Genomic DNA, 631 nt, shown 5'->3' on the forward strand with positions numbered 1-631 from the left:
GGCATGCTGCCGTGGACCGGTGCGGCCCAGGCGCACGGCACGATCATCAACCCGATGACGCGCGCCTACCAGTGCTGGAAGACCTGGGGCAGCCAGCACATGAACCCGGCCATGCAGCAGCAGGACCCCATGTGCTGGGCGGCCTTCCAGGCCAACCCCGACACCATGTGGAACTGGATGAGCGCGCTGCGGGACGGCCTCGGCGGCCAGTTCCAGGCCCGTACCCCGGACGGGCAGCTGTGCAGCAACGGCCTCGCCCGCAACAACACCCTGAACCAGCCCGGAGCGTGGAAGAGGACCACCGTCGGGCGCAGCTTCACGGCCCAGCTGTACGACCAGGCCAGCCACGGCGCCGACTACTTCCGGGTCTACGTCACCAAGCAGGGGTTCAACCCGGCCACCCAGAGCCTCGGCTGGGGCAACCTCGACTTGATCACGACGACCGGACGCTACGCGCCGGCGCAGAACATCTCGTTCAACGTCACGATCCCCGCAGGACGCACCGGAAACCACATCCTCTTTGTGATCTGGCAGGCCTCGCACCTGGATCAGGCCTACATGTGGTGCAGCGACATCACCATCACCTGACCGGTAACACCAACAGCCACAGCACCACCCCGGCCCAGGACAC

Annotated in this window: 1 protein-coding gene; it reads left to right on the top strand. The window is 66.7% G+C overall.

Going from position 1 to position 631, the window contains the following annotated elements; translation table 11 throughout:
- On the top strand, nucleotides 1–588 hold a 588-nt coding region (locus AC5L36_RS45385), incomplete at its 5' end, for a lytic polysaccharide monooxygenase auxiliary activity family 9 protein (protein ID WP_441225333.1).
- Between the last annotated feature and the right edge of the window lie 43 nt (nucleotides 589–631).

It is taken from the genome of Phytohabitans sp. LZ39 (assembly GCF_059359075.1).